Below are 20,659 nucleotides of genomic sequence, written 5' to 3'. Positions count from 1 at the left end.
CGCCTGAGTTTCTGAGGCTACTTTGCAACAGAGGTCAGTTCGAAAATATGTGAGGCTAATGGCTTTATGTTCATATCGAGTACTGCTCGGCCTTGTTGCACTCGTAGGACGGCGGATTTACTTGGCTCTAGTGAACAGCTAAGAGGGTAGTTACCATCCGGCAGCGCCAAAGCATCAAAACTGGCCTCTGAGAGTGCAATAGGGCACGTGGTAGCGCTATTAGCATCAAAGTTGGTGACAACCAATGCCTTATGCTCCTTCCAGCTGCGAACAAACCCGTAAAGCCTGTGGGCAAGTTCTCCATGCGCTGAATCCTGCTCTATACCTATCGGGACCATGCCACCTTTAAAGGCCGGGCAAGAGAGTGAAACTTGCATTAGACGCTGATAATAGTCCCGCAACTGTTTCTCTTGCTGGGAACTCTGACCGCCATCAAAAGCGCCATCGTTCATCCAACGTTGGTGTGCTGGTACGCCGATATAGTCAAAGATAGAGGTTCTTGTCGGCTGCCCAAAACCTGCCATTTCTGTGCCAGCTTCACCTACTTCTTGTCCGAAGTAGAGCATGGTTGGCGCTCGGCTGATAGTCGCGGATAAGACCATAGCTGGTAGAGCCGCTCCTGCACTGCCAGCAAAGGCTTCACAAGAAATGCGCTGTTCATCGTGGTTATCGAGGAAATGAAGCATATTTGGCTCGATATCTGCGAGCTCATTTTGAATTCGAGTGATTTCACCGGTGCGCGTATGACCGCGAATAATGCCTTTCAGGGTATCGTATAAATCAACCTTGTCGTACAGCGCGTCCATCTTTCCAAGATGTATGTAATCGCGATACAAATGAGGTTGATAGACCTCAGCAACCAGGAATGCTTGTGGGTTCTTCATTTTGATGGATGAGTTGAGAAAGCTCCAAAACTCGACAGGCACCATTTCGGCCATATCATAGCGAAACCCATCAACCCCTTGTTCTAGCCAGTAGAGTGCTATGTCTCGAAATTTTCTCCAAGAGCTAGGCACATCTCTGGCATACCAAAAGTCGGCATGTTGTTGTGCATTTTTGCTTCGATAACACTCTGGCAGTTCTGGAAAATCTTTTGTGCCATCAGGTCTGATGCCGTAATTGACCTTAACTGTTTCGTACCAATCATCGACATTTGGTTTTGCGCTGCGTGAGCCATTGCCTGTCCATTTCGCTGGATACTCAAGGTAAGGTGTGGCCAGCAGCGGATGTGGTTCCCCGCCTAGCGGAACAAGATGGTCGGGAATATCCGGTAACTCAAATCCTTGGTTGGGAATGTAGTAGAAATTGTTTTCGCGTGAGTACTCTAAGCCGGTGTCATCCTCTGCACCAAAGTCCGTAACACCAAGTGGGTTGTTGAGACCTTGATATTGTCTAGCCACGTGATTAGGCACGATATCAATGATGACTTTAAGGCCCGCTTCGTGGGTGCGCTGGATAAGCTCGCGAAATTCCTCGTTTCGGTTCGCTGGGTTGTCCGCTAAGTCAGGGTTTACCGAGTAATAGTCTTTGACTGCATAGGGTGAACCTGCACGACCTTTAACAACCGCAGGGTGATCATTGCTGATACCAAACTCAGTGTAGTCACGCACTAGGGCATGATGAGGGACACCTGTGTACCACACGTGTGTCATGCCGAGCTCTTTTATTGCGGTAAGGGCAGATTCGTTGATGTCACTAAACTTACCTACACCATTCTCCTCGGCAGTTCCCCAAGGTTTATTGGATGTCTTTTTGTTGCCGTATAGGCGTGTGAAGATTTGGTATAAGTGTATTTTTTGATTGTTATTATCGATCGGAAGGGTAGACATAAGATCTCTCAATGCTCACTCTCAGGATATAGAAAAAATCTATCATATGCGGCGAGTGTAGATGAAGTCGTTTAGCAAAAACTCATCCTTTTGGGGTGAGTTTAGGGCGTAGATGAGACCTTGTTAGAAAAGGCAGATCTTCGTCACGAGATCTGCCTTCTGTCATGAGGTGAAGCTAGCAGGGCATTACTTGAGATACTTAACGTGCGCTTCCATCTCTTCGCCAATCTCTTTACGCATGTTCATTAGCTTGATCGCGGAGTCGCGAAGTTTGATGTCTTCTTCACTCTCCGGCACCCATTCTGGCACTGAAGTGGGTTTACCGTCTTCGTCGACTGCCACCATAATCACGATACAGTGTGTGGTGAGTCTATTCTGTAGCTCTTTGGGATCACTTGCCTGTACGTCGATAGCGATGTGCATTGAGGATCTGCCGGTATAAATGACCTTTGCGCTAACCTCGACCAAGTTGCCGACATGAATCGGCTGAACAAATCGAATACCACCTGCATAAGCCGTAATACAGTATTTGCCACTCCAAGCGGCGCTACATGCATAGGCTGCTAAATCGATCCATTTCATCACGGCACCACCGTGTACCTTGCCACCGAAATTAACATCGCCCGGTTCAGCAAGAAAACGAAGGGTTGTCTCTCTTCTGCCACTACTCATTTGTGTAATCCTTTTTATTTGAGCTGCTTACTCTCAGTCCATGTGGTTTAGTTCGACCGACATTTTGAGCTTCTAAGGTGTTTAGTATGACAAAATTGTTAACAAGGTGCTACGACTTATGGGCTCGATTTTTTAGATGGTTTTGCCCCAGTTACTGCTTATCAATGGTGAGATTTTGAGCCACACCTTCTGTGGTCGGCTGCATTTTTCTCGTTTTGATTTGTGACAGAATAACGCCAGAGATCACCATGAGTCCGCCAATAAGGTGAAACTGAGTGATGGTTTCGCCAAGTAGCATGGCTGCGAGCGCTACGGCTATTACGGGTAGCAGGTTCATAAACATAGCACTGCTGTCTGCACCAATAAGGTCAATGGATTTTACCCAAAGAAGTGGAGCGATAAGTGAACCGAGTAAACCTGCGTAGGCGATCAACGGTAGTGAGGCTTGAGTCGGCATCACCTGATGACTGGTCAGTAAGAGTGGGAACAGCATGATGACCGCAAATACCCCTTGCGTGTAAATGAGCATCCAGCTAGAGAGTTGCATCTTCCAACGTTTAAGTAAAACGCAGTATGTCGCATAAACCACGGCTGCCAGGACCATTAGACCATCACCTTGAGAAACATCTTGGTGCACAAAGAATGCGACATCTCCTTGTCCTAGCATAAATGCGAGACCTGCAAGAGAAATGACACCGCCTACGATGCTCAATCCTGAAATACGCTTGCCCAATAGAGGTACTGAGATAAAGACAGCAAGTAGCGGCACGAGCGAGGTAATAAGGGCCATGTTCGATGCCGTGGTGGTCGCTGCGGCGTAGTAGCCTAACGATTGGTTGAGCACCATACCTAATAAAGCGAGGAACGCGAGTTTGCCGCTGTTACGACGGATCTCAGGCCAATAGCGTTTTATTTTTGGGAGGCAAAAGGGGGTCATCACCAAAATCGCGAGTGCCCAGCGATAAAAACTCATCGCGCTAGGCTCGATAGCAGAGGCTGAAAGTTTGTTCACAATAGCGTTACCGCCCCATATGAGCACGGTAAAGAAAGGGAGAAGATAGACCACTGTGAACCTCATCGCGTTTTGTTTGTTGATACATAGTGTGACAGGTCGTTATACTATTATGTATCTTTAAAACGACATTGCGCGCGATAGGAAGACAAGTTGAAAAAACACACTAGAAATCTGCACCCCTCTTTGTCTATCGACAAGATGCCATCCAATGTTTTCATGAACTTCGATGCGTTTCTTTCCAATACCGAAACACGCGTTCACTGTCATCCGTGGGGGCAAGTACAACTGATAAGTGGTGGGATTCTAGAAATGGAGGCCCAGGACACTCGATTTCTCGCACCGCCCCATCTAGCTATTTGGGTGCCGGCTGGCGTAATGCACTGCAGCTATAATCGAAAACCTCTTGAGTACTGCTCACTGAACATCGCTCATGAGCTTACGGATAGCTTTCCAGAAACCACGAGCCTGATAAAAGTCACCCCAATTGTATCGTCGATCATTGAGGATTTTCGCCATCGTAGTGTGAATGTGGCGGAGTCAGAAAAAGATAAGCGATTAATCCAAGTTCTTTTGGATCAACTGAGCGATCAGCAAGAGCAGCACCATTTTTTGCCATCAAGTAATAACAAGTATCTTGCACCGATCCTTGCGGCGATTGAAGAGGAGCCGACGAACGACATTAGTCTTAAAGAGTGGGCGTCCAAGGTTCATACGACAGAGCGGACTTTAGCGCGATATTGTCAAAGTGAGCTTGGAATGAGCTTTACTGAGTGGCGCTTGAGGGTGCGTTATCTGTTTTCGATGGATTTATTGCGTAGTGGACATTCGGTCAAAGAGGTGGCATTTACGCTAGGATATAACCAAGCAAGCCCATTTATCTCGATGTTCAAGAAGTATTCGGGCCAGACACCGGAGCAATACAAGAACAAACTGCTCTAGCAAAAGAAAACCACTAATATTCTCTATTAGTGGTTTTCCTCGTTTGGTTTCTTTGAAGTTGTGAAGTCTAAGTCCTAGAGCTCGCTGAACTACTTAGCTTTGGAGCGGTAATTCGGATCCGTCCAACAGCGTGGTAGCTCTTCACCGGACATAAAAAACCAAATCAGACTTCTTAAATTCTTGTGGGTCTTGCTGCTCTTCCCCTGGCTGAAGTCGACCTTCAACACTATCTTGGAATAAGTTAGTCAGTCTTCTCATTTCCACGACGTCTACGAGGTCGCCACTCTTTCTCTCTTTTAAAAACATGGTCTCTGTCCTTAATCGATTTGAACCCTATTAATTATAATTGCTATTCGGATAATGAGAACTTTTCCAATTCATCGCTCCCTTGACTAAGTAAGCCTCAGAGCTACGCTTATGAATATCAATCAGTTAATCGATTAATAAGTGGAGCTGTCATGTCAATCGCACCAAAAGCAAATAACGTAAGTGAGCTCATTGGCAACACCGATCTCGTCCGAATCAACAGCCTTTCTGAGATTTCTGGCTGCGATATTCTTCTTAAATGTGAACAGCAAAATCCGGGAGGTTCAATCAAAGATAGAGCTGCCTTACAGCTAGTTACCGATGCCATAGCTGCTGGCAAACTTAAGCCAGGAATGACGATCGTCGAAGGGACAGCTGGCAATACCGGGATCGGTTTAGCGCTAGTGGCAAAGGCGCTAGGCTACAAAATGCTAGTGGTTATGCCAAAAGGTCAGGCAATAGAGAAAGAGCGGATGATTTCGCTATATGGTGCGGAGCTCTTGCTTGTTGATCCCTGTCCGTTTGCGAATCCTGATCATTTCTATCACACCGCCAAACGAATAGGGGCGGAGCGAGAAGACTGTTGGTGGGCTGACCAATTTGAGAACTTGAGTAACTATCGAGCTCACTACTTAAATACCGGTCCCGAAATCTGGCAACAAACTCAAGGAAATATCGACGCGTTAGTCTCAGTAGTAGGGACGGGCGGCACGATTGCGGGTAACTCGCACTACCTATCTCAGAAAAAACCAGATCTAGAGACTTGGCTCGTCGATCCCGATGGTTCAGGCATTTATTCATTTTTGAAAGATGGTCAGTATCAATCAAAAGGCAGCTCGTTTACCGAGGGCATCGGTATTATGCGAACCGTTGAAAACTTTAGAAAGGCGAAAATCGATCATGCGATCACGTTGCCAGACCAAGATCTCGTGACCATTTCTCGATTGGTTGCGGAGCATGATGGCATTGTCTTAGGCAGCAGTTCATCTCTCAATGTGGCAGGTGCATTTTATACTGCGGCGAGAATGGGTAAGGGGAAGACGATTGTGACGTTTAGTTGCGACCTCGCTGATCGTTCTTATTCAAAGCTTTATAATGAAGAGTTTTTAAAAGACAAAGAAATAAAGCTCAATAACGAGAACCTAGAACAGATCTGGGCACGTTATCAAGCGGATGGTGACAGTAAGGTCGTGAATGTATAGTCCACTTCCTTTGATGAAGATCCATAAATAACTTTATGGATCTTCTCCGTCATTAAGGGGAAGTAGAAGTCGATATAAGTTCTTAGACTAGCTGTACCACCAGTCACGGACCAACCTAAACGTGAGCAGTAAAAATAGGCCAAACAGGGTGATGCTGCCGCCTTCACGAGTGACTGTGGAGGTATCCACTGACCGACTATCGATATCGGCACTTGTTGCACCCTGAATAGGAATGAGTTTAACCGCGACCACGGTTTCAGCTTCTAAACCATTGCCACAAGTAGCAAAGTGATCGGTGTTGTCATAGCCAGATGCACATTTAATAGCAGTCGCTGAAATGACGCCCGCGTCGTTGATGTCGGATGCGGTAACGATTCGGTAGGCATTGTTTAAATCACCGTAGCTGCCACCATTAGTAAGGTCATCTAGCCACCACGCTCGCGAGCTAAATATCGCCATTCTATCTTCGTCACTTCCGACGCCACTGTATGGGAAGATAAATCCGCGTCGACGGCGTTGTGGTCCATCAATTTCCGTGTGACTTTCTGCATCAACCTCTCCGACAATTTCATTGTAGGTGTTGATGGCATTGGCATTACCGCCAGCGCTAGTGAAGAAAATAGACTGTGATAAATCGCTAAAGTAGGTGGCTGAAGGCGACGATTGGCCAGCATCTACAACAAACATGCGATTTGCCGCCGCTCCGCCTTCCGGTACGCTTCCCAATCTCTTGGTTTCACCAATAACAATCAATTGTGAGTTGATGTCCGTTGCCAGCGAGTTACTGTAGTAATAACTGTCGTCGTACTCGAGTTTGGCGTTGTTGATAAATACCGATGTCCACGCGTTCTCATCGACAGAAAAATTGCTAGTACTGCCTGGGTAATAGACCGCAGCTTGCATTATCAAGTCATCGTCCGTTAACTCGGTGTTAAATCCAACGAGCACTGGTAGACCTTGGTATTCGCTGTCTTCTCGCTCAACGATTGTAGCTGCGCGGGCGCTGGCTTGAGCTGTGGCATAGTCATAATTGTCGTAGCTGGTGGCCCAACTGCTTGCGGGGAAACGTGTTTCTCCATCGTCTGCGAGTGACCAGATAAATGCCTGGCTTGCGAAACCAAAGTGTTGACATGCGCTACCCAAAATCGGTTGCTCAAACTCAATACACTCGCTGACATCCAAAGAGTTGTAGTATTTTGAGGAGTCTGAATAATCGAAAGTGGCGACCGAAGCGCTGCCTATGATATAGGTTTGGCTTTCCTCACCAGAGATGGGGTAGGTGAAACTATCATACGCAATAGTTGAGCCCATCTCTTCAACGATCAACTGCTCGCCTTCTGCGTCCGCAAAGCTTAACGTAGGGTTAGCTTGGGGCTTAAGAGATGTCGATTGGTTGCCATCAATGATTAAGCCGCGGCTACTGTATGGCTGGACATAATAACCGTCATAGTCAAAGTACCCACTACTTGCATTAGCAATAATACGTCCCTCAGAGTCGATAGCGCGGGCTTTTAACTCAGTGGTATTGCCGACAGAAAATATCGTTTCTTCATATCCCGAGGGCATTTGAGGGTCGATGCCAAGCTCGGCGTCGTTTTCCATAAACGAGTGATAAAGTGGAGAGTAATTGGCGTTGTAGAACGCATCTTGAATGCTCTCGAGTCCACCAACTCCCGTGCTGGCATCGCCGTACCATCGATTGCTTGCCCACGCCTCACATGTTGCATACCCCAGCTCGCTCTCGCAGTAGGAATAAAGCGAATCATAATCGAGGTAGTAAAAATGATTGTCTACGCCAAATGCGACTTCTTGATCGAGAGGGACACCTTCCATGCCATTCATACTGTAGCCAAGAACGGTGTATTGACTGTCGTAGCAGCTATCTTCAAAACACCAAGTTGATGATGAAGGTGAAATCGCAGCGGAGTAATACTCTTTGGCTGTGGTAGTTGAAGATGTATCCACTTCGACGACTCGGTACAAAGCAGCAGAAGTAACAATGGGGTAGGTTAGCAAAGCGCAAACTAAAGGAAAGTGAAATACCTTGGACACGTAAAGACCTTATTTCCATATAAATGAGGAGCACACTGCATAACAGAACCGTTATGCAGTGAAGAGACTAAAGTTGATTAGCTATCGCGTTTCGGACGCTCAGGTGGCTCAGGAAGCTCAGACTCAGATAGGAAGCCATCACCGTCGCTATCAAACTTGTCGAAGTCATCCAGTAGCGGGCCTCGCAGTTCATCTTTACTCAGCAAACCATCACCATTGGTATCCATCTCTTCAAATGAAGGTGGCTTTCTGTGTTCCCCTTTAGCAAAAGCTGGCTGGAAAGCGGTAGCGATCAGTACGATACAAAGTGCGAATACAGTTTTCTTCATGGGGTTTCTCTCATTGGCAATAATGAAGCATTAGTGTCGATGAAGACTGAGTGGAGAAAATGAGCAAAATGTGGAGAAAATAAGGAGAATAGCGATAAAATAACTCTGCTATTACACACCTCGGAGCAATTGGAACACAGATGGAAATCAAACTGCTGACAGCCGATGAAGTATTACCAATAAGGCATCAGGTTTTATGGCCAGATAAGCCGGAATCATTCTGTAGAGTGGAAGGTGACGAGGAAGCGCTTCATTATGGGGCTTTGATTGATGGTCGATTGGTGTGTGTAGCGTCGGTTTACTTGGATGGCAAAACAGCCAGGCTAAGAAAGTTTGCGACGCTAGAGGAATACCAAGGGCAGGGAATTGGTACCAAGATGCTAGAGCATACCATTGCGTCAGTTCGCGCGTTGGGTATCGATTACTATTGGTGCGATGCCAGAGTGAGTGCTCAAGATTTCTATAAGAAATTTGGGTTAGCAGTTGAAGGTGAAGCGTTCAACAAATCAGGTGTCTGGTACTTTAAAATGTCGGTCGATTGGTCGGAAGAACGTGCTTAGTCAAAATCAAAAAAGGAGCGTGTTCTAAAAGACGCTCCTCTTTTGATTTTAGATATTTTTGACTCGTCACTATCTACGATTGATAACCGACTCACGAGTCACAAGTCGACCAGTAATCAGAGGCTTATTCGACATGGGTTTGTCGTCTAGAATCGCATCTAATTGCTCCATCGCCATATCGACGATCTGTTGAGAAGGGTAACTGATACAGGTAAGCGGCGGATTAAGCTGACTTGCCAGTTGAGAGTCTTCTAGCGATACGATTGAGACCTCTTGCGGTGTCGCTAAGTTGAAATCTCTAAACAGGTTCATTGCTACCGCGGCTTGGCTGTCGCGCATAACTACTAGCGCCGTGAACGGGTGATAGCTGTTTAAAAGCGACATAATTGCTTGTTCATTATTGCCATTTGCTGTGACGATAAGCTGTCGGTTTACGGGCATGGCTGAATTTTGTAGCGACGTTTTATAGCCTTCGAGAACCTGTGTCGATGCGTAGCTTTCATCATCCACTACGATGGCGATGCTCGCATGTCCTTTACTAGACAAGAAGCGACATGCGCTCTCAGCCGCAAACTTATAGTCGTATCCGATGGCATGCTCGGCGCTCGCCAAACTGTCGACAGCAATAACATTGTCGTTGGCTAGAGCCTCGACGGTGCCACCGAGCGAGATGATAGCGTCACAGTGTCTCTGGTTGAGTTCTTCCACCATGCGAACTTGCTCATCTGCAGTTTCTGCAAATTGCACCAGCATGTGTTTGCCTTTTGCTTTCAATGACTTTGCAAGGAGTGGCAGGTAGGTAGAAACTTGCCCTGCATCGCTAGATGAGAGAATCACGCCGATATAATCAGAGCGTTGATTTGCTAACGTTTGCGCAGCGGCATTTGGTCGGTAGTTCAGCTCTTCTGCAGCACGTAATACAGCCTCACGACTCTCTGGTTTAACGCCACGGCTTCCGCTCATCACGCGAGAAACGGTCGCTTTCGATACGTTTGCTAGCAGAGAGACATCGGTGATAGTAGCCATGACAACAACCTTAATAGATTCATAGAGTTTCTAGAACTGGGAAACCGTTTCCCAAGATTTCCGTTATTGTACTCTTTCAGAGGTAGTGATCCAAGTCTGATGAGAGGTTATGTAGGGCGAGAAAAAAAGCAGCTTAGTGTATGGAGCACGACTGGCCTGCTACGACCAAGCTGCTTCGACCAAAGATGTTGAAAACGCTCCTATAAGACGTCTTCTTGCCTGACTCGCTCCGTGTCTGGTCGAAAAACTGGAAAAAGTAAGGTGAGACCGAATTACTTAGCAGTACGCTTATGTAGTTCAATCATCTCTGCGACGAGCTCTTTTGCGAGCATAGAGGTCATCAGGTGATCTTGTGCGTGAACCATGACTAGCGTCATCTTCATTTTACCTGTGCCTTCGTCAGCTTCGATAAGTTGGGTCTGCACTAGGTGAGCTTGGTTTGCGAACTCTTGTGCTTCTTTCATCAAACCTTCTGCTTCTTCGAACTCGCCGTTTTTAGCATGGCGAAGCGCTTCATAACATAGGCTGCGAGATTGACCCGCGTTGATGATGATGCCCATGACTTGTTCTTCTAAATCCATAGTTTCCATTTTACGTACCTCTTAAATCTTAAATGGTGTCTACCCGAAGGTAGGAAGTGTCGCCCCACGCTCAACCCCAATTAAGACTAGGGGGCGACTTTTTTATTATTTATGTCAACTGCGTTTGTTGTTACTAATAACTGGTTGATTAAGCTGTAACTGGTTGACCTGCAGCTTCTTGTTGCTTCTTCTCGTCCGCTGCTTCTTGCTCTAGAAGTTGCTTCTCATAAGCTTTTAGGAACGGTAGGTACATCATTGCCGACATAGCCATACAGATGAAGCACATGATGACAGGACTGAATGCCCAGTTAGCTGCCCACGATGCACCGATAGGTCCTGGTGTTGTCCAAGGCGTTAGAGAAACCACGCGCTCTACTAGACCCCAGTCAAGAGCAAACCAACCAAGAGTCGCGTTCACCATTGGTACCAAGATGAATGGTAGGAAGAACACTGGGTTCATGATGATTGGCGCACCAAACAGAATTGGTTCGTTGATGTTAAATAGACCTGGTACTGTACCCATCTTACCAATAGTGCGTAGGTGAACGGCTTTACTACGAAGTAGTAGGAACGCAAGTGGAAGCGTTGAACCTACACCACCGATAAGTAGGTAGTGATCCCAGAAACCTTGAACGAAGATGTGCGGAATTGCTTCACCTGCTGCCATTGCAGCTTGGTTAACTGAAAGGTTAGCCATCCAGAATGGGTTCATGATACCCGTTACAATAAGCGCACCGTGGATACCAGCGAACCATAGGATTTGACAAACAAGTACCGCTAGTAGAACCGCTGGAAGCGTGTCAGATGCAGAAACTAGAGGCTGAACTAGGGCCATAATTGCTTCTGGGATGATCATGCCAGTTTGTGCTTCAATGAACAGGTTTAGTGGGTGAAGCGTAATGATGATCGCCAGTACAGGAATTAGGATTTCAAATGAGCGTGCAACACCCGTTGGTACTTCAGGTGGAAGCTTGATGGTGATGTTGTTGCGCTTCAGGTATGCGTAAACTTCCGTTGAGTACAATGCAGTAATGATTGCCGTGAAGATACCTTGGCCCGAGAAGTACTGCATTGACAGCATGCCGTCTTGTACTGGCGCTGCAACAAGCAGGAAGCTCATTAGTGATAGTAGACCTGTCGTAACAGGATCAAGATCGTGATGGCGAGCCAAGCTGGACGCTATCCCCACCGATATGAATATGGTCATGATCCCCATACTCAAGTTGAATGGCAGCATCAACTGCTCACGATACGTCTCAGAAAAATCTAGCCATGCGCGTGCAAATCCCCAAGTTGTTTCCGCAGAAAACGGAGGGAAGATAAACACCAGCATGAAAGAACCAACAATCATAAAAGGTAGTGCAGCAATAAAGCCGTCACGTATAGAAGTGATGTATTTTTGTTGACCAATCTTACCGGCAATAGGGGTGACCTTTTGCTCGATAACATTGACCATTTTGTCGTACATAGCGCCCATGTCGTTACTCTCGTTAGGATAAAATTAAGAAAAGCTCGGCGTCAAAAAGTGACCAAGGGGGGACACCGAGCAAAAAGAAGTTAGCCGATAAGTTCTAGTGCAAAATCAAGCACCTTATCGCCTTTTTGCATGCCGTAATCCATCATGTTGATTGGCTCAACCTTGATGCCATGAGCATCTGCTTTCTTTTGGAAATCTGCTTGCATGTATTTCACTTGAGGACCAAGTAGAACGACTTCGTAGTTGCCTACTTGAACGTCAAACTCACTTGCGCCAAATGCTTTGATTTCAGCCTCGATACCGCGTTCTTGCGCAGACGCTTCCATTTTCTTAACCAGTAGAGAGGTAGACATACCAGCAGAGCAGCAAAGCATAATTTTTTTCATTTTTTCTTCTCCAGAATCTTGAATGCCTATTCAATATGCACGCTAGGAAATCATTTGGAAACCGGTTTCCAAATGATTTCCATCCAAGTGTGAAAACGATCACTGGAAACCAAAGTTATGGCGAAAAATTCGTGACACAGTTAACGAATGTTCTGGATTTGGGAAACCAGCCCGTTCAATCGAAGTGGATTGTTTCAATTCAGCGTCTGAAATGGCTCGCTGGCTGATGAACCGTGATCTGAATTCGGAATTTAGCGAACGGTTGGGTGAAAAACGTGGTGGAGTCAGCAGATTTGGATAGTCGGTTTCCGCGTATCTTTGCTTTCGGGTATCCTGTCGCGGATCCATATAGCTGGTAGAGTGAATGAACCAATCCATTATGAGACTGTGTGCCAATCAGGTAGAGCAGTTCATGAATCCTGTAGCAAAACTGCTGATGCGCAGTCAGCACCTTATGGCTATGCGTGATGGTTTCCAGCTGGCGATGCCCTTCATCTTCGTCGGCTGTATGTTTGTTCCGATTATCTTTCCTCCGTTTGCGGATTCCGAGTCTTGGATGTCAATGGCTTGGATGGACTTATCTCTGGCGCTTAGACCTATATTGTTGCCGACTTATCAGCTGACTCTAGGTGTCGTCGGGCTTATCGTTTCCTTTGGCGTTTCGGCAAGTCTCGCTAAGAGCTATCAATTGCCAGAACGACTGTCTGGACTGACAGGCTGTATGGCATTTCTCATGTTGGCGGGCTTCTATATCGATGGGCAAGAAGACGTTCGCTATCTTGGTGGGGCGGGGCTTTTTTACTGCCCTTATCGCAAGTCTTTACTCTATCGAGATCGTCAGGTTGTTTATCCGTATGGGATGGTACATCAAGATGCCCGAAGACGTGCCCATCCTAACGATTCAAAGTTTCAAGCTTATCGTGCCTATCTTCGCGGTCATGATCAGTATCTCGACATTTAATGTTTTTCTAGATGCTCAGTTTGGTGTGCATTTTCCTCAGTTGATAGAAGAGCTGTTCCGCCCCTTAGTGTTAGCCTCTGATAGTCTTGCTGCGGTCTTGATTTCGATACTCATCTGTCAGCTTCTATGGTTTATGGGGATTCACGGTGCGCTGATCATTACCGGAATTATGAACCCATTTTGGATGTCTAACCTGCTAGAAAATCAGACTGCATTAGAAGCTGGTGGTCAGGTTCTTCCCCATATTTATCTACCTGCTTTTTGGGACTTTTTTTGTTCTAATTGGCGGGGTGGGTTCAACTCTCCCTCTTGTATATCTAGCGATTAAAAGCCGTTCGAAGCAGCTGAAGTCGGTGGGTAAAGTTGGCGCTATTCCTGCGATATTCAATATAAACGAACCAATATTGTTCGGCTTCCCAATTATTATGAATCCGCTTTTTCTTGTGCCGTTTATCTTCGTTCCTATGTTTAATGCCACTATTGCTTGGTTTTTAACCTCTGCTGAGGTCTTAGATCGTGTGGTATTAATGATTCCTTGGTCAGTGCCTGCACCTATAGGAGCGGCATGGGCTGCAAATGGTAGCTACATGAACGCCTTAATGGTTGTGTTTGCAATGGTGAATGCCTACTTTATTTACTTACCATTTTTCAGGACACATGAGAAAATTTTGGTAGAGCAAGAAGCAGAGCGCGCACAACGAATGCAGCAAGCGCCAGTTAACCGCTAAGCCTCCTAGTCGCCAAGTGCCTGACGTTATTTATTAAACATCGTCTTGACCCGTCTATAAGTGTAGGGTTTATCTTCCTTGCTCACTTATTGATGTGGAAGATAATGAAAAATGCCGTTCAAACCATATGACGTGAGTACGTTTTCGCTGCTAAGGTTCTCTCCAACTATTAAAGGCATTCTTTTTGCTCTGGTATCAACAGCATTGTTTACTGCGGTTGGGGTAATGGTGAGAGTGCTTAGCGATTCTTCAATGAGTGCGTTCCAGATCTTACTATTCCGACAGTCAGTGTTTCTTGCAGTGTTGCTACCGAGTATTTGGTTCAATTGGTCGAGACTTCTTCGTCCCAAACATCTTCAGCTTCACGTTATGCGTATAGCAGGCGCGTTTACCGCGTTAGTTCTTGGCTTTATTGTTGTGGCCGCTATCCCATTAGCAAATGCAACGGCTCTGGGATTCACTCAAGTTCTATTTGTCGCTTTGTTGTCGCGCGTAGTATTGGGCGAGCGTGTATCGTGGCAGAGAATGGCGACTCTTATTATCGGCTTTGTTGGCGTTATGCTGGTGGTTCAGCCAAGCTTTGAGGGTGGAACATTATTCTATAGTTTGCTCGGTTTAGTTGCTGCTTTTGGAGCGGCTATAGCGGCGTTATGTGTGAGAAAAATAGCTCAGCAGGAATCTAAGGTCGCGCTGCTTGCCTACCAGGCATTTTTTGTCGGTCTTTTGGCTTTACCACTTAGTATCCAAGGTTGGGTTTCTCCAAACATAGAGCAGTTTGTGTTGCTGCTGGGCGTTGGACTTGTATCATCAATTGCACAATGGTTTGGCGTGACGGCTTATCAATATGGTAAAGCCAACGTTATTTCGAATGTTGAATACATTAAGATTATTTACGCTTCGATATTCGGCTTTTATCTATTTGGAGAACTCCCCAATTCACTAGCGATTGCAGGTGTTGTCGTGTTGATATCAAGTGTTGTCATCCCAAATCTAACGATTGGACGCAGGAGTAAGGTATGTTGACGGTTACGCAGTTAGCGAGAGAGTGCCAGATATCACGGACAACGGTTCTCTATTACGAGCGAGAGGGGCTTTTGATGCCGGCTAGTCGTTCTGAAAATGGCTACCGTTGGTATGGGACAAAGGAGATCGAGCGATTAAAGCAGATAATTTCGTATCGGTCGTTTGGCTTGCCTATCCAGGAAATTATTGAGCTCCTCGGTAAGCAAAACCATCAGAAACCCCAAGAGATATTGAGAAATCAATATCAAGCACTAGAGAACGAAGTTCAATCACTAAGACTGCAACAAAAAGCAATTCTTGCTGCGCTCGGTGAGCCCATAACATCTACCTCAGCAACCATGAATAAAGCTCAATGGGTTGAGATCATGCGCAGTGCTGGTTTCGACGAAAAAGACATGCAGCAGTGGCATTGTCAATTTGAACGAATGCGTCCAGACGCCCATCAGGAGTTTTTGGAGTCGTTATCTATTGACGCTGACGAGATTTTATCCATTCGAGCGCAGTCAAGACAGGGGTGATTCTCACTGGCTGATACCAAGCAACGAAAACGTTGCGTCAGATTAATGAAATCATCAATAGGTGCGAAGTATTATCGCTAAGTTACTAATAAATAAAAGCAATATTAACTCGTGTTTCCAAAGCGTACTTGGCAAAACCTAATCTTAATTTTTCTCTACACTCTGCTTGTCGGCTGTGTGTATCAAGTGCTGACGTTTCGTCAGGAGCTCAGTGATAGTGCAGAGCGTGTGTTAACCCAAGTTGAAAGCCAACTCGCTACGATAGAGGACGAACTTAGATCTATCTATGTTCCCAGCGATTGCAGTGAAGAGGTACAGCGGACTCTTGCCAACCATGTATTTAAAAGTGTCGGTTTACGTGGGCTTGCGGTCGGGGAGCGCTCCTCAGCTAGGCAAGCCAAAAACGTGTACTGCAGTAATTTTGGACCTCAAACAGGGCACGTTGACGATACCTTTTGGAATGCTCGTTCTCAGCGAGATATCTTCTTTGCCAAGCTAAAGACTAAACAGTACCGTCGCGATTTGTCTTATGCGCTTGCGGTTATTGGTAATGGAAAAATAGCAATAGGCACGATAAACCCTCGAATCATACTAGGATGGTGGGTAGAACCTTTAGTACCCAACACGCAGCTAGAGTTATTTTTTAGCGATGGTGAGCGTCTCATCATTGCTGGAGAGCAGTTCACCAGTGATGCAGGGTTTGAAAGTACAGTCCAATCTGAACGATACCCCATCATGATTAAGGCAACCCAACCCACTTTTGTGCTGCAAGAACGAATGATAACTTTTTTGCAGAGGCTCGCTGTTGGAGGAGCGGTGGCGTTATTGTGTTTGCTTGTTTTTGGTGTCTATAAACTCAGTACCCACAAGGAGCAGCAAGATGCTGAGCTAGAGGTGAGTCGTGATTAGAGCCTTTATCGTTGCCTTACTGTCAGGAACTGTAAGCTTAGTATTCGCTTACCTATCGATAAATAATGAACTTGAGGTTAGCGCTAGCCAATCTACCGCTAAAATTGACCAGCAAATCGAAGACATTCTTAAAATCATCGATGATCTACCTAGCGACCCAAGCTGCCCAAATGAAGTGAAGAGGGAGTACGCCGATATCGCTCATGAGAATGAACGAATTCGCGCGGTAGGGTATGTTTTTGATGCAGGAGAACAGTGGTATGTCTGCAGCATGTTTGGAAAAACCTTATCAAAACTCAACTACTGGAGCGGAGCAAAAGTTGAGGACGTGTTTGTTGGTCGTTCATTACTGACGGTGCATTTTCCAGAAACCTCATTTGTGGTTGGTAAAGAAAGTGGCAATTTAAAAGCCTTCGCTTACGTCAATCCACGCCGAGTTTTGGGCTATTGGATCGAGCCGAGTTTGCCGTACGCAAATTATAGCTTGAGACTGGATGGTGAGAATGTACCGGCCTACACGCGCGCTCCCGTTGAGCTGCAAAGTATGCTTTTGAAGTCAGCGCACTCGAAGAAGTACCCTTATTCAATACAATCTGCGGCTTCCATTGTGGATATGCTCAAACGAGCAGGAGTTTATTGGCTGCGTTTGTTAATAGCGATATTTTTTATTTGGAGTAGCTTTGGTCTGTTGCGGCGCTCGATATTAAAACCTACGTAAAGATATCCACATGTGAGTCTTTAGAAGGCTTAATTTATAATGTCTACCTGGATATTTTAAGTGTTTACCAAAATTAACAAAATATCACATATATTTATGAAATAAATGTAAATGTCAGCCTTGTATTTAATTACTCTAAGAAAATTGCGTTGAGATAAAGTTCGTGTGTTTATGCTAGTGTATAACGGTAAGGAAAATCAGAAAATTCCTAATAAATGCGATTGAAACAGACTACTACGAACTTATTTTATATTTTTATTTACACTCTCTTAGTTGGGTGTGTATATCAGTTTTTTACGTTTCGCGAACAAGCAAGTCAAGAAGCAGAGCAGGTGCTGGAAGGCATCGAGCAGCAACTTAGTCAAGTTCAAAGTGAACTTGAATCTATATCCGATCAATTGTCGCCGGTTAGAGCCTGTGACAGCTCGTTGCAAACAGAGCTAGGTCATACGGTGTTTCGTAGTGTACCCATAAGGGGTTTGTTTGTAGGTAGCCAGACAGACGGGGTGTACGAGATATGCAGCAACTTGGGGCCGACAAAACAGGTGCTCGATGCAAGTTTTTGGAATGAAGAGCGAAAGCATAATATCGGGTTTGCTAAACTGCACTTCGCAAGAAGTGATGGTAATCCTTCTTTCGCACTTACTGTATATCAAGGTATTGATATCGCAGTTGCTACTATTAATCCGAGCGCAATCTTGGGGTGGTGGGTGCAACATATTCCCTATCAAACATATCGGGTTCTCCATTTCTCTAACAGTGAGCAGCCTTTACTAGAACAAGGTAGTCTAGCTCAGAGTCAATATAAAACCACCAAGACGTCAGAGCGTTTCCCGATTTCTATCTCAGTCTATAAAGATACATCATTATTTACTCAAGGGATGGTCACTTTTGCGATTCGTCTTCTTTGTGCGTTTGGTGTGGTTGTTATCTTAGTCATGGCTCTTGGTATTCGAAGACGACGACAGCACGCACATGGAGTGAGTGAAGTACAATGAGAAAAACAGTTCGAATAGCGCTATTGCTAGGGTTGTTAGCAGCGTTTAGCTATGTATTGGCAAGAGCCTCGCTGATTCAAGAAATAAAAGATGAGATGCAAACAAGTTTGGTTAGCGTTGACAGTCGAATTGAATCGACAATCGAATTAATTGATGCGTTACCTCGCCATGATGGTTGTGAGGCTGAACACAAGAGCTACTACAATCAAGTGTCATACACGGAAGAGGAAGTGAGAGCCCTTGGGTACATTAAAGCACTTGGGGCAGGGTGGTATGCTTGCAGTATCTTTGGTGAAACTCAATCTACTCTTGCTCATTGGGATGGGAACGCAAATGCTCAGGGTGTCTTCATTGGTTGGTCATTGCTTACCAACTACTTTCCCGAGCCCTCTTTTGTCATTGCCAAGCAAGAGCAAGACACAAAGTACTTTGCGTATGTAAACCCTAGGCGAGTAGTTGGACATTGGCTTGAAAAACCTTCTCAGCACTATGACTACCATGTGTTTTTGCAAGGAGATGCGAATCCTAGGTATTCTAGTGAGCATGGTGATGTTGCCAGTGATTATTGGTCAGAGCGTATACTAGAACACCAAGCAGCCTCTGAGCGCTATCCTTATGAGCTGATGCTATCTGCAGAGAGAGAAACATTGGTGTGGAGAACTCTCACTTATACGCTTCGCGGAGGTTTAATGTTTGCGGTCGTTTGGTGGCTACTGACAATCGTGAGAAGTGCGATAAGACCGGTAGCAAGGTATCAGTCGGCAGCTTATACCGACTGATCATGAAGCTTTCTATTTTGAAGCTGCACGTTTGCCAAAGGTATTAATGAGTGCCCCAACCACGATGAGCGAGCCACCGACGTAGGTCCAGACGGTTGGGACCTCGTTGAACAGCGTTAGCCCCAGCAAAATAGAGAACACAATCTGAACATAAGAGTATGCCGAAGCCTTACCTGCCGCCTGTGTTTGCATCGCTTTGGTTAAACCTAGCTGACCAATTTGCGTGAAGACGCCGACCGCCACTAACATCATGGTGAGATACCAATCTGGCATTATGAAGTCGTCCCCGATCAAGAGGATTGACACAGGCAGTGCGACTAGCGGAAAGTAGAAAATGATCACCGAGCTGTCTTCAGTTTGACTGAGTTTTCTGACGATAACGTAAGCGATAGAGCTACCAAATGCACCAAGAAGCGCGACACCAACACTAAATAGAGGCAGTGGCTCTGACGTGTTGCTACCTAATGTCGGACCTACCATAAACATCAAGCCAAAAATGCTCAACACGATACAGATGATGGTCGATTTCTGAATGCTCTCTTTTAGAAACCAAAACGCCAGTAGAGCGGTGAAGATAGGGTGGATGTATTGGAGTATGGTCGCTTCAGCCAAAGGTAGCGTCGTCACTGCGTAATACACGCAGATCAACGCTAGCGAACCAACGATACCACGCAATAGCAGCAGGGGTCTGTTGTGTCCCCAGACACAGATCCCTTTCCGTTTTACATCCAGATAGCTCAGTACGAGTGAAACTAAGGCACGGGCCGCTACGATTTCGAATACAGGAATACCGTAGGTACTCACGTACTTTACGCACGCAGACATCAGCGCAAAACCAAGCGCCGATAGCACCATATAACGAACGCCGACAGGGACGATGGAGTCGAAAGTAGAGGTCATAGATGTCTCTTTGAAAGGTTGAAGTCGGTTCTATCTTTGCTTAGCTAAGAATTTCTCAACGGATTCTTTTGGCTGTTTGGCGAGTTTTTGCATCAGTTCAAAGCTTGGCTGCCCTATAGCGTGCTTATCCGTAAGAGAATTGACCAACAGTAACCATAGTGACGCGGTCACTTCAGCATCCGCTAACGCGCGGTGAAATACACCATCATTAGCAATATTATGATAAGCGACGAGATCACCCAGTTTGTGAGAGCTTGCCTCTTGATTGAGACGGCGAGAGACTAACAGTGAGCAAGCAAACTCACCGCGATAGCCTTTGCCAATCAAATCCAGTTCAGCATCTAGAAAGCGTTTATCGAAGGAAGCATTATGAGCCACTAGATTCGCATCACCAATAAAATCGACGAACTCGCTCGCGACCACGTCACAGCTCGGGGCGTGGCTCAGCATCTTATTGGTGATACCGGTGTAGCCTTCAATAAAGCTGCTGACTCTAAAGCCTGGGTTCATCAACGATTGGAAACGGTCAACGACTTCACCATTTTCTAGTTTCACGGCACCAATTTCAATTGCGCGATCTCCTTGGTTTGGTGATAAACCAGTGGTCTCGAAGTCGAGTACAATGGCGGAAGTGGCAGGTGCGTTCATGGTGAAATCTCAGGAATAATATGGGAGGCAAAGTCTAGCTTGAACGAGCGATGAAGGAAACCTCAGTAGTGTTGTTTTTGGTTACTTAGTCCGAAGTAACAAT

The 20,659-nt window shown here is 45.9% G+C and carries 20 protein-coding genes and 2 pseudogenes; 10 read left to right on the top strand and 12 right to left on the bottom strand.

Annotated features, from left to right (window positions below; all coding sequences use genetic code 11):
• Window positions 1-17: 17 nt before the first annotated feature.
• From AC6I8Y_RS20755 to AC6I8Y_RS20745, 3 genes are all read right to left on the bottom strand, one after another.
• Window positions 18-1,829: an alpha-amylase family protein gene (locus AC6I8Y_RS20755; protein ID WP_498022971.1), complete on the bottom strand. Its 1,812-nt coding sequence runs from the start codon at window positions 1,827-1,829 to the stop codon at window positions 18-20.
• A gap of 186 nt (window positions 1,830-2,015) precedes the next feature.
• Window positions 2,016-2,501 (bottom strand): acyl-CoA thioesterase, encoded by a 486-nt coding sequence (locus AC6I8Y_RS20750; protein ID WP_042469983.1) that lies wholly within the window; start codon window positions 2,499-2,501, stop codon window positions 2,016-2,018.
• Between the two features lie 151 nt (window positions 2,502-2,652).
• Entirely contained in the window at window positions 2,653-3,567 is a 915-nt protein-coding gene (locus AC6I8Y_RS20745; RefSeq protein WP_394149192.1) for a DMT family transporter, read from the bottom strand.
• A 99-nt stretch (window positions 3,568-3,666) separates the two neighbouring features.
• On the opposite strand from AC6I8Y_RS20745, the gene AC6I8Y_RS20740 reads away from it, so the two are divergent.
• Window positions 3,667-4,455: an AraC family transcriptional regulator gene (locus tag AC6I8Y_RS20740; RefSeq protein ID WP_042469984.1), complete on the top strand. Its 789-nt coding sequence runs from the start codon at window positions 3,667-3,669 to the stop codon at window positions 4,453-4,455.
• Window positions 4,456-4,544: 89 nt separating this feature from the next.
• On the opposite strand, the pseudogene AC6I8Y_RS20735 reads toward AC6I8Y_RS20740, so the two are convergent.
• Window positions 4,545-4,761, bottom strand: a pseudogene (locus tag AC6I8Y_RS20735) (acetyltransferase).
• Between the two features lie 152 nt (window positions 4,762-4,913).
• On the opposite strand from AC6I8Y_RS20735, the gene AC6I8Y_RS20730 reads away from it, so the two are divergent.
• Complete coding sequence (locus AC6I8Y_RS20730; RefSeq protein ID WP_498022969.1) at window positions 4,914-5,963, top strand: cysteine synthase A; 1,050 nt, start codon at window positions 4,914-4,916, stop codon at window positions 5,961-5,963.
• 87 nt (window positions 5,964-6,050) lie between these two features.
• Here the strand turns inward: AC6I8Y_RS20730 and AC6I8Y_RS20725 are convergent, their stop codons facing one another.
• Together AC6I8Y_RS20725 and AC6I8Y_RS20720 are read right to left on the bottom strand one after the other, a co-directional pair.
• Window positions 6,051-8,015, bottom strand: a complete 1,965-nt coding sequence (locus AC6I8Y_RS20725; protein ID WP_498022968.1) for a DUF3466 family protein — start codon at window positions 8,013-8,015, stop codon at window positions 6,051-6,053.
• Window positions 8,016-8,092: 77 nt separating this feature from the next.
• The gene (locus AC6I8Y_RS20720; protein ID WP_042469993.1) at window positions 8,093-8,344 is read right to left on the bottom strand and encodes an EF-hand domain-containing protein; all 252 of its coding nucleotides are present in this window, start codon (window positions 8,342-8,344) and stop codon (window positions 8,093-8,095) included.
• A 140-nt stretch (window positions 8,345-8,484) separates the two neighbouring features.
• Here AC6I8Y_RS20720 and AC6I8Y_RS20715 point away from each other — a divergent pair, with 140 nt between their 5' ends.
• Window positions 8,485-8,904 (top strand): GNAT family N-acetyltransferase, encoded by a 420-nt coding sequence (locus tag AC6I8Y_RS20715; protein ID WP_394149184.1) that lies wholly within the window; start codon window positions 8,485-8,487, stop codon window positions 8,902-8,904.
• A 69-nt stretch (window positions 8,905-8,973) separates the two neighbouring features.
• On the opposite strand, the gene AC6I8Y_RS20710 is transcribed toward AC6I8Y_RS20715, so the two are convergent.
• The 4 genes from AC6I8Y_RS20710 to AC6I8Y_RS20695 all read right to left on the bottom strand — a co-directional run bounded on the left by AC6I8Y_RS20710 (window position 8,974) and on the right by AC6I8Y_RS20695 (window position 12,374).
• The gene (locus AC6I8Y_RS20710; RefSeq protein WP_498022967.1) at window positions 8,974-9,930 is read right to left on the bottom strand and encodes a LacI family DNA-binding transcriptional regulator; all 957 of its coding nucleotides are present in this window, start codon (window positions 9,928-9,930) and stop codon (window positions 8,974-8,976) included.
• Window positions 9,931-10,202: 272 nt separating this feature from the next.
• The gene (gene chbA, locus AC6I8Y_RS20705) at window positions 10,203-10,511 is read right to left on the bottom strand and encodes a PTS N,N'-diacetylchitobiose transporter subunit IIA (protein WP_031496580.1); all 309 of its coding nucleotides are present in this window, start codon (window positions 10,509-10,511) and stop codon (window positions 10,203-10,205) included.
• A gap of 148 nt (window positions 10,512-10,659) precedes the next feature.
• Window positions 10,660-11,988 carry a PTS sugar transporter subunit IIC gene (locus AC6I8Y_RS20700; RefSeq protein WP_394149183.1) on the bottom strand — a complete coding sequence of 443 codons (1,329 nt, stop codon included), beginning with the start codon at window positions 11,986-11,988 and terminating at the stop codon, window positions 10,660-10,662.
• Between the two features lie 80 nt (window positions 11,989-12,068).
• Complete coding sequence (locus tag AC6I8Y_RS20695) at window positions 12,069-12,374, bottom strand: PTS sugar transporter subunit IIB (RefSeq protein WP_042470000.1); 306 nt, start codon at window positions 12,372-12,374, stop codon at window positions 12,069-12,071.
• Window positions 12,375-12,738: 364 nt separating this feature from the next.
• Between AC6I8Y_RS20695 and AC6I8Y_RS20690 the strand changes: the two are divergent.
• The 7 genes and pseudogenes from AC6I8Y_RS20690 to AC6I8Y_RS20660 all read left to right on the top strand — a co-directional run bounded on the left by AC6I8Y_RS20690 (window position 12,739) and on the right by AC6I8Y_RS20660 (window position 19,008).
• Window positions 12,739-14,063, top strand: a pseudogene (locus tag AC6I8Y_RS20690) (PTS sugar transporter subunit IIC).
• Window positions 14,064-14,174: 111 nt separating this feature from the next.
• Window positions 14,175-15,086 (top strand): DMT family transporter, encoded by a 912-nt coding sequence (locus AC6I8Y_RS20685; protein WP_394149182.1) that lies wholly within the window; start codon window positions 14,175-14,177, stop codon window positions 15,084-15,086.
• Window positions 15,080-15,604 (top strand): MerR family transcriptional regulator, encoded by a 525-nt coding sequence (locus tag AC6I8Y_RS20680; RefSeq protein WP_498022966.1) that lies wholly within the window; start codon window positions 15,080-15,082, stop codon window positions 15,602-15,604. The genes AC6I8Y_RS20685 and AC6I8Y_RS20680 overlap by 7 nt, the downstream gene beginning before the upstream one ends.
• Before the next feature lie 111 nt (window positions 15,605-15,715).
• Window positions 15,716-16,513 (top strand): hypothetical protein, encoded by a 798-nt coding sequence (locus AC6I8Y_RS20675; RefSeq protein WP_498022965.1) that lies wholly within the window; start codon window positions 15,716-15,718, stop codon window positions 16,511-16,513.
• A complete protein-coding gene (locus AC6I8Y_RS20670; RefSeq protein ID WP_498022963.1) occupies window positions 16,506-17,231 on the top strand; it encodes a hypothetical protein in 726 nt (241 codons plus the stop codon). The genes AC6I8Y_RS20675 and AC6I8Y_RS20670 overlap by 8 nt, the downstream gene beginning before the upstream one ends.
• A 332-nt stretch (window positions 17,232-17,563) precedes the next feature.
• Entirely contained in the window at window positions 17,564-18,229 is a 666-nt protein-coding gene (locus AC6I8Y_RS20665) for a hypothetical protein (protein ID WP_394149178.1), read from the top strand.
• On the top strand, window positions 18,226-19,008 hold the full coding sequence (locus AC6I8Y_RS20660; RefSeq protein WP_498022961.1) for a hypothetical protein: 783 nt from the start codon (window positions 18,226-18,228) through the stop codon (window positions 19,006-19,008). Before AC6I8Y_RS20665 ends, AC6I8Y_RS20660 begins: the two co-directional genes overlap by 4 nt.
• 12 nt (window positions 19,009-19,020) lie before the next feature.
• Here AC6I8Y_RS20660 and AC6I8Y_RS20655 read toward each other — a convergent pair whose 3' ends face one another.
• Both AC6I8Y_RS20655 and AC6I8Y_RS20650 read right to left on the bottom strand, forming a co-directional pair.
• The gene (locus AC6I8Y_RS20655) at window positions 19,021-19,908 is read right to left on the bottom strand and encodes a DMT family transporter (RefSeq protein WP_498022959.1); all 888 of its coding nucleotides are present in this window, start codon (window positions 19,906-19,908) and stop codon (window positions 19,021-19,023) included.
• A gap of 30 nt (window positions 19,909-19,938) precedes the next feature.
• Complete coding sequence (locus AC6I8Y_RS20650) at window positions 19,939-20,556, bottom strand: 3'-5' exonuclease (RefSeq protein WP_498022958.1); 618 nt, start codon at window positions 20,554-20,556, stop codon at window positions 19,939-19,941.
• Between the last annotated feature and the right edge of the window lie 103 nt (window positions 20,557-20,659).

It is taken from the genome of Vibrio sp. KUL78, assembly GCF_059725505.1.
Note: the sequence above shows the minus strand (reverse complement) of the source record. Positions and strands in the feature narration are given on the sequence as shown.

What these genes read in the sequence shown, in the direction of transcription:
- AC6I8Y_RS20755 (WP_498022971.1), bottom strand. Translation starts at nt 1,829, where the DNA reads ATGTCTACCCTTCCGATCGATAATAACAATCAAAAAATACACTTATAC.
- AC6I8Y_RS20750 (WP_042469983.1), bottom strand. Translation starts at nt 2,501, where the DNA reads ATGAGTAGTGGCAGAAGAGAGACAACCCTTCGTTTTCTTGCTGAACCG.
- AC6I8Y_RS20730 (WP_498022969.1), top strand. Translation starts at nt 4,914, where the DNA reads ATGTCAATCGCACCAAAAGCAAATAACGTAAGTGAGCTCATTGGCAAC.
- AC6I8Y_RS20720 (WP_042469993.1), bottom strand. Translation starts at nt 8,344, where the DNA reads ATGAAGAAAACTGTATTCGCACTTTGTATCGTACTGATCGCTACCGCT.
- AC6I8Y_RS20715 (WP_394149184.1), top strand. Translation starts at nt 8,485, where the DNA reads ATGGAAATCAAACTGCTGACAGCCGATGAAGTATTACCAATAAGGCAT.
- AC6I8Y_RS20710 (WP_498022967.1), bottom strand. Translation starts at nt 9,930, where the DNA reads ATGGCTACTATCACCGATGTCTCTCTGCTAGCAAACGTATCGAAAGCG.
- chbA (WP_031496580.1), bottom strand. Translation starts at nt 10,511, where the DNA reads ATGGATTTAGAAGAACAAGTCATGGGCATCATCATCAACGCGGGTCAA.
- AC6I8Y_RS20700 (WP_394149183.1), bottom strand. Translation starts at nt 11,988, where the DNA reads ATGGGCGCTATGTACGACAAAATGGTCAATGTTATCGAGCAAAAGGTC.
- AC6I8Y_RS20695 (WP_042470000.1), bottom strand. Translation starts at nt 12,374, where the DNA reads ATGAAAAAAATTATGCTTTGCTGCTCTGCTGGTATGTCTACCTCTCTA.
- AC6I8Y_RS20685 (WP_394149182.1), top strand. Translation starts at nt 14,175, where the DNA reads ATGCCGTTCAAACCATATGACGTGAGTACGTTTTCGCTGCTAAGGTTC.
- AC6I8Y_RS20680 (WP_498022966.1), top strand. Translation starts at nt 15,080, where the DNA reads ATGTTGACGGTTACGCAGTTAGCGAGAGAGTGCCAGATATCACGGACA.
- AC6I8Y_RS20660 (WP_498022961.1), top strand. Translation starts at nt 18,226, where the DNA reads ATGAGAAAAACAGTTCGAATAGCGCTATTGCTAGGGTTGTTAGCAGCG.
- AC6I8Y_RS20655 (WP_498022959.1), bottom strand. Translation starts at nt 19,908, where the DNA reads ATGACCTCTACTTTCGACTCCATCGTCCCTGTCGGCGTTCGTTATATG.
- AC6I8Y_RS20650 (WP_498022958.1), bottom strand. Translation starts at nt 20,556, where the DNA reads ATGAACGCACCTGCCACTTCCGCCATTGTACTCGACTTCGAGACCACT.